Source organism: Abyssisolibacter sp. ZYX002 (assembly GCF_056892235.1).
The window spans coordinates 22,070-28,313 of sequence record NZ_JARMXH010000016.1 but is presented as its reverse complement, the minus strand read 5'-3'; the positions used below and the strand labels follow the sequence as shown (position 1 = coordinate 28,313).

General features: G+C 28.6%; 4 protein-coding genes and 6 tRNA genes. 9 read left to right on the top strand and 1 reads right to left on the bottom strand.

Annotated features, from left to right (window positions below; genetic code table 11):
- Position 1 precedes the first annotated feature (1 nt).
- From P3X86_RS20725 to P3X86_RS20700, 6 genes are all read left to right on the top strand, one after another.
- Positions 2-92 (top strand) — tRNA-Ser (locus P3X86_RS20725).
- 22 nt (positions 93-114) lie between these two features.
- A tRNA-Ile gene (locus P3X86_RS20720) sits at positions 115-191 on the top strand.
- 3 nt (positions 192-194) lie between these two features.
- Positions 195-270 (top strand) — tRNA-Trp (locus P3X86_RS20715).
- Between the two features lie 23 nt (positions 271-293).
- Positions 294-370, top strand: a tRNA-Pro gene (locus tag P3X86_RS20710).
- A 12-nt stretch (positions 371-382) separates the two neighbouring features.
- Positions 383-459 (top strand) — tRNA-Ile (locus tag P3X86_RS20705).
- A 14-nt stretch (positions 460-473) separates the two neighbouring features.
- Positions 474-550 (top strand) — tRNA-Ile (locus P3X86_RS20700).
- A gap of 115 nt (positions 551-665) precedes the next feature.
- Here the strand turns inward: P3X86_RS20700 and P3X86_RS20695 are convergent.
- A complete protein-coding gene (locus P3X86_RS20695; protein ID WP_483294649.1) occupies positions 666-1,685 on the bottom strand; it encodes a ribonuclease H-like domain-containing protein in 1,020 nt (339 codons plus the stop codon).
- Positions 1,686-1,813: 128 nt separating this feature from the next.
- On the opposite strand from P3X86_RS20695, the gene P3X86_RS20690 reads away from it, so the two are divergent.
- The 3 genes from P3X86_RS20690 (at position 1,814) to P3X86_RS20680 (ending at position 6,180) form a co-directional block, all read left to right on the top strand.
- Positions 1,814-3,817, top strand: coding sequence for an Eco57I restriction-modification methylase domain-containing protein (locus P3X86_RS20690; protein ID WP_483294648.1), 2,004 nt, complete (start codon positions 1,814-1,816; stop codon positions 3,815-3,817).
- Positions 3,818-3,920: 103 nt separating this feature from the next.
- The gene (locus P3X86_RS20685) at positions 3,921-4,484 is read left to right on the top strand and encodes a hypothetical protein (protein ID WP_483294647.1); all 564 of its coding nucleotides are present in this window, start codon (positions 3,921-3,923) and stop codon (positions 4,482-4,484) included.
- 178 nt (positions 4,485-4,662) lie between these two features.
- Complete coding sequence (locus P3X86_RS20680; RefSeq protein WP_483294646.1) at positions 4,663-6,180, top strand: S-layer homology domain-containing protein; 1,518 nt, start codon at positions 4,663-4,665, stop codon at positions 6,178-6,180.
- Positions 6,181-6,244: the final 64 nt, after the last annotated feature.

Below are 6,244 nucleotides of genomic sequence, written 5' to 3'. Positions count from 1 at the left end.
TGGAGAAGTACTCAAGTGGCTGAAGAGGCTCCCCTGCTAAGGGAGTAGGTCCTTTACGGGGCGCGAGGGTTCAAATCCCTCCTTCTCCGCCATTAACCAAATTATTATTAATTTGGGCCTTTAGCTCAGTTGGTTAGAGCGCCCGGCTCATAACCGGTAGGTCCGGGGTTCGAATCCCTGAAGGCCCACCATATAGGGGTATAGCTCAGTTGGTAGAGCGTTGGTCTCCAAAACCAAGCGCCGTGGGTTCGAGTCCTGCTACCCCTGCCATTTAACTTAATATAAAATAAAAACGGGGTGTAGCGCAGTTTGGTAGCGCATCTGGTTTGGGACCAGAGGGCCGCGGGTTCAAATCCTGCCACCCCGACCATTTTTTTATTATAGGACTATAGCTCAGCAGGTTAGAGCGCACGCCTGATAAGCGTGAGGTCGGTGGTTCGAGTCCACTTAGTCCTACCACATATAACTTATGTGGGCCTTTAGCTCAGTTGGTTAGAGCGCCCGGCTCATAACCGGTAGGTCCGGGGTTCGAATCCCTGAAGGCCCACCATTAGAAAATATCTCCTATTTGTTTTAAATAGGAGTTTTTTGCGTTATAAAAAGTCAAAAGCCTGACCAGTTTTGACTTTTGACATAGTGTAACTTAAAGATATATGTATTTTGCATCATGCAGAAGTAATATCAGAAGTAGTAAATACATTTTCAAAGATAAAATTCAAAAGTTGCTTTATGTTTTCATAATACAAAGCATTTTTTTCCTTAATAATCAATATATTACTAGGTAGAGTATGAGTAGACGTATCATAAATATATGAATCAATATACTCCAAATCAATATACAAGCATTTATTGCCACTTGTCAGTTTTCCCTTATTAATAATGATGTCTAAAGTTAACTCGCCTAAATCAAAATTCCATTCTAGATTATATAAGTCACTATAATGTATAAACTTAGGTATAGATAAAGGAGAAGTTTTTATTTTAACTGACATTGTATTTTTATCAAAGATTGTTTCATCTAAATTAAAGTTTATGCATATATTATTATCATTAAATAAAAAATCGTATGAAAAAAACTTATGTTCAGAGATGATAGGATATACTCCTAGAAGCTGAGGGAGATAGTAAATATCATCATAGTTATGTTTTAGTATTGTTTCTAATAAATCAGTACTAGGTTTTTTCACGTATTTTTTGTATAAATCAATACTTTCTTTTCCAGAAATTTTGTCATCTCTATATATTCCCAAACATTTTTCAACGGATTTCAGCTTACAATCTTCAAGCCCTAAGATTTGCTTGTTTTTTCTAACCACTTTTATTAGATCTAAACCATTTTCTTTTTTTAATTGTTCGTTTATATTGTGATATTGCAGTCGTTTATTGACAAAAGGTACATCAAATGTATCACCATTGTATGTTATGTAAGTATCAAATTTGTTAATTAGTTTTAGAGATTCTATTAAAAGAGTGACCTCATCATCAGGAGACTCTGAAAAAAATTGATTAATTATAATCTCATTATTTTCAAAATACAGTATACCAATAAGTATCACTTTATTTCTAGCCCCGCTAAAACCAGTTGTTTCAATGTCAAAAAAACAGTAGTTTCTGTAATTAATAAACCTATTAAATTCACCGCAGATGTCAAAATCAATTTGTTTTTTATCTTTAATTGTTATCATGTCATTTCTCCTATTTCAATCTTTTATATAATAACTTTACAGTTTTATTTTACTAATGTAGTAATTTTATATATAATAATTATAAAACAAAATACGAATAATTAATAGTAATGATTTGAGGTGGATAGATGTTAAAAGACAAACTTAAAGTTCTTATCAAACAGATTACATCAGAAATTGCTATTGATAAAATTGATGAATATATAGATTTAAAAAAAGCGGTTATATATTTAATAGGTATAAAACTTTTGTGCATCAGATATTCTATCAATCAGCAGGAAGTATTAAAAGGTATAAAATTAGATCCAAATAATAAGTATCTAAAAAATAAATATTTAAACAAAGAGCATCAATATAAGTTAGAGCAATTAATAAATAGATATAAAAATGAAATAGATAGTTTTTCTCTTGGAAGATTGTATGAGGATTTTATTACTAGTAAAGAGAGAAAATATCTAGGGCAAGTGTATACACCAGCATATATAATAGATGAAATGATTGACATAAGTATAAAAAACGAAGATATTATATCAAATCCACATCCCAGAATTATAGATCCATCATGCGGTGGAGGGTATTTCTGCACAAAACTACTGCGAAAACTAAAAAGTATACTAATCCATAATAAAACTATTATACAGAATAAACATCCAGAGTATAAAAACACAATATTTGATGATATTGAAAAATACATAATAGAGAACTGCTTATGGGCAGCAGATATTGATGAATTCGCAGTATTCCTAACCAAAGTCGATTTGTTACTGAGTTACACAGGTAACAAGTTTATAAGAACTAATGTGTATCATCTAGATATACTAATTGGAAAAAATGAACATATTAAAACAAATTACTTTGATTTAGTTATAGGCAATCCACCATATATAGGACATAAAAAACTACCACTTGAATACAAAAAGCTGTTAAAGCTTAAATTTCCAGAAATCTTCTCAGACAAATCAGATATTTCTTATTGCTTTTTCAAAATAGGTTACGATTTATTAAAAACAGGAAAGACACTAACATACATTACCTCAAGATATTTTCTAGAAGCACCTTCAGCTAAATATTTGAGGAATTTTCTCAGAGATAATATGTCTATAAATAGAATAATCGACTTTTATGGACATCAAGCGTTTGAAAAAATAGGTATAAGTCCAGCAATAATAAACTGCACTAAAGCTGATAATGCTTTTTATTTAACCAATATAATTAGATATCGAAATAAAAACAGCTTCAAAGTTAAAAAGCTGTCTAGTTTTCCTTATAAATTTTTTGATATATATACAGTTGATAAATTCATAGATGATAAGTGGCTTTTGATAAAAGAAGAAGAAAAAAAGCTCTATGGTAAGATAGATAGCCAATTGCAATATAGGCTGAAAGATATTTGTGAAAGTAAGCAGGGCATAATAACAGGGTGTGATAAAGCTTTTGTAGTCGATATGGAAACAATAGAAAAAGAAAAGCTTGAGCGAGATGTGATATATCCTTGGGTGAAGAATAGCCAAATAAATAAATACTGCAAAATTAATACAGACAGATATATAATTTATACTAATAAGATTAAAGATATAGCAAAGTACCCTAATATTCACAGACACATATTACCATATAAAAGTAAATTAAATAACCGAAGAGAATGTAAAAGAAATATAAGAAGGTGGCACGAACTACAATGGGGTAGAAATATTGATTTATTAATAAAGCAAAAACTTATGTTTCCATATAAAAGTAAAGCTAACACGTTTACATTAGATGATGAAGGAATCTTAAATAGTGCTGATATTTATTGCTTAACAAGCGTAAAGAAATCCGTTTGTTCAATATACTATTTACTAGGCATATTAAATTCAATTCTATTTGAGTTCTATTTCAAATGCATAGCTAAAAAACTGACTGCAAATCTATATGATTATTATCCAAATAAGATAATGGAGTTAGGGATTAAGGTAAAGTATCATGATGAAATATCTACATATGTCAAAGAGCTTTTAAAGCTGAGTGATACTGACTATAACTTTAAAATGATAGAAACTAGAATAAATACATTGATATTTGAAATATACGGAATAAACAAGAATGAGGTTCAAATAATTAACAATAGAGTAAATATATCAAAACAAGTGTGATATTGTACAAACAATTCGTAATATCATTAATATATAAACCATTAATACAAGAAACTTCAGGGAGATAAAGAATATGTCATAGGGATATAAGGGGTAGATAAATTTGAATGTAGTTTATTTTTCTGATTATTTACTACGTCAAGCTGAAGATATATGCATTAGTAGATTTGAGAGTGATATAATGCTTGTTTTTAATAACTTTACAGACAATGCTATATTGTCTATTACAGATAAAATTAAATCTGACTTAAAAGAGTTTATAGATGCAGGTATGTTAATGGACATACCAATAGTTAAAGTGTTTTGTTCAATGTACCTAGGGTTAGCTTGGAGTATGTATGGGAAAGGGAAATTACTTCAAAAAGAAAAGAAAGTAGTAGAGGATATAACAGAGAGTAAAAATGAAGTGAATAGTAGTAATGATATTTTAAAGCTAATAGAAAACAACACATTTTATGTAGATATTATCGATGAAATAGCTATTAGGTATTATACATTGTATTTAAGTAAATATATTATAGACCTATTCTTAAGAATGAATATAAAACGAGATAATCGTATTAGTAATTTCGGCGATTTACAATTCTTGATAATAGAGAAACTAAAATCATTTGGATTGAAGATACTCGCAAAAGGGATATTTGAGGAATATAAAAAAAGTATCTAAAGTGGATTATCATTAATAAAGGCTACTTCATGAAATATCGAGGTAGTCTTGATTTTTAGTTGAAATAAAATGTTAAATTTTAGTCATATACTTGTAACAACAAATACATTTTTATTATGATATAATTAGCTTATTCAAAATAGTTAGTACATGAATTAAAATAGGAGGTCAAAACCCAGTGGGTGATTTTATGAAGAAAAAGAAAATGAAATTAATGGTTTTTTTAGTGGTAGTTTTGACATTTAGCTTTAATACAATCTACTCAAGCATGTTTTTCTTTGATGTTATAGGGCATTGGGCTGAAGAAGAGATATTCTGGGCTACAAATGATTATGAACTTTTCAAAGGATACGAAGATGGTTCATTTAAACCAGATAATTATATAACAAGAGGAGAATACATAAGTATATTATATAGAACAGCGGTAATAAATAAAATAATTAAAGAAGAGCCACTAAAACCAAAGGAAGAAACAAAAAAAGATACAAAAGAAGAGAAGAAAGAAGAAGTTAAAAAAGTTATAGTAAAACAAATAGGCCCATATATTGATTTGAAAGAGTCTTACTGGGGCTATAAGAACATAGCAGCTATGTACAAGTTCATTAATAGTAATTCAGGCATAAAATTTGAAGATATTTTTGCAGGAAATACTTTTGATGCAAATAAATATATAACTAGAAATGAGGCAGCTTTGCTTATTAGTATTTTTGATTATCCAGCTGTAGAGGAAAAAGGTTTAGTATTTAAAGATGTGTTACCTAGCTATAAATATTATAATGAGATAATGAATCTTGTTAACAATGAGATAATAAATGGTTATGCTGATAATACTTTTAAACCCCAAAAAAATATAACAAGAGCAGAATCAGCTAAACTAATAAAAAGATTGTTTAAGGAAATAGGATATGGAAAAGGATTTATAAAAAATATGCTACTCGTAACAGGAATATATGATAGTAAATTCATGTATTTTGGGAACTATTTTGGCAATGATAAACTAAAAGAAGATGATAAAAAATATGTTAAAGCACTTAGAACACTTGAATATTTAGATTTTATAGTGACAATACCATATGATGAAAAGAAAAACTATGATGATAATCCTTTAAAAACTCTTATTTCACTTAAAGATGAAGGATATTGGAATAATATAGGTTTAAACTATTATCTGATAAAATATGATCTAGTGAATGATGAAGTCATACAGCAGTTTATAAATGAAATGATTAAAGAATATGAAACTAGAGATGATTTAAAAGGCTGTGAAGTAAAATCTATATTTAATCAGCTGTTTATTAAATCAAAAAATCCAGAATTATTAGATAAGGTTTTTAAAAAGTGGGAAGTAAGTGCACAAGATAAAGAATACTATAATGTAATATTTACAAAAGCTATTTATCTTTGCAATAACAATAGGTCACAAGATGCTTTAGATATGATTAATAACCTGCTATACAATGATAAATCTAAAACTACAGATCCAGAAATATTGCGCACAATATATCTTAATAAGACATGGATAGAATATAAATTAGGTAAACTTAATCAATCTGTTAAGACGTTAGAAGAATTACTTAAAATTATTAGATTCTATAGTATAAATGACCCTAGCTTAAAGAAAGTGGAAGAAGACATAATAGGATATATTAAAGTAATTAAAAGTGAAAATCTTAAATTAAGCATTAACAAAATATAAAAACTGAACAATAAAAATTTAAAGCTGTCAACAATATACCAAAGGTATATATTGACAGCTTGCT

Bases quoted from the DNA above. Each gene is read 5' to 3' on its own strand.
- P3X86_RS20695 (WP_483294649.1), bottom strand. From the start codon at position 1,685: ATGATAACAATTAAAGATAAAAAACAAATTGATTTTGACATCTGCGGT.
- P3X86_RS20690 (WP_483294648.1), top strand. From the start codon at position 1,814: ATGTTAAAAGACAAACTTAAAGTTCTTATCAAACAGATTACATCAGAA.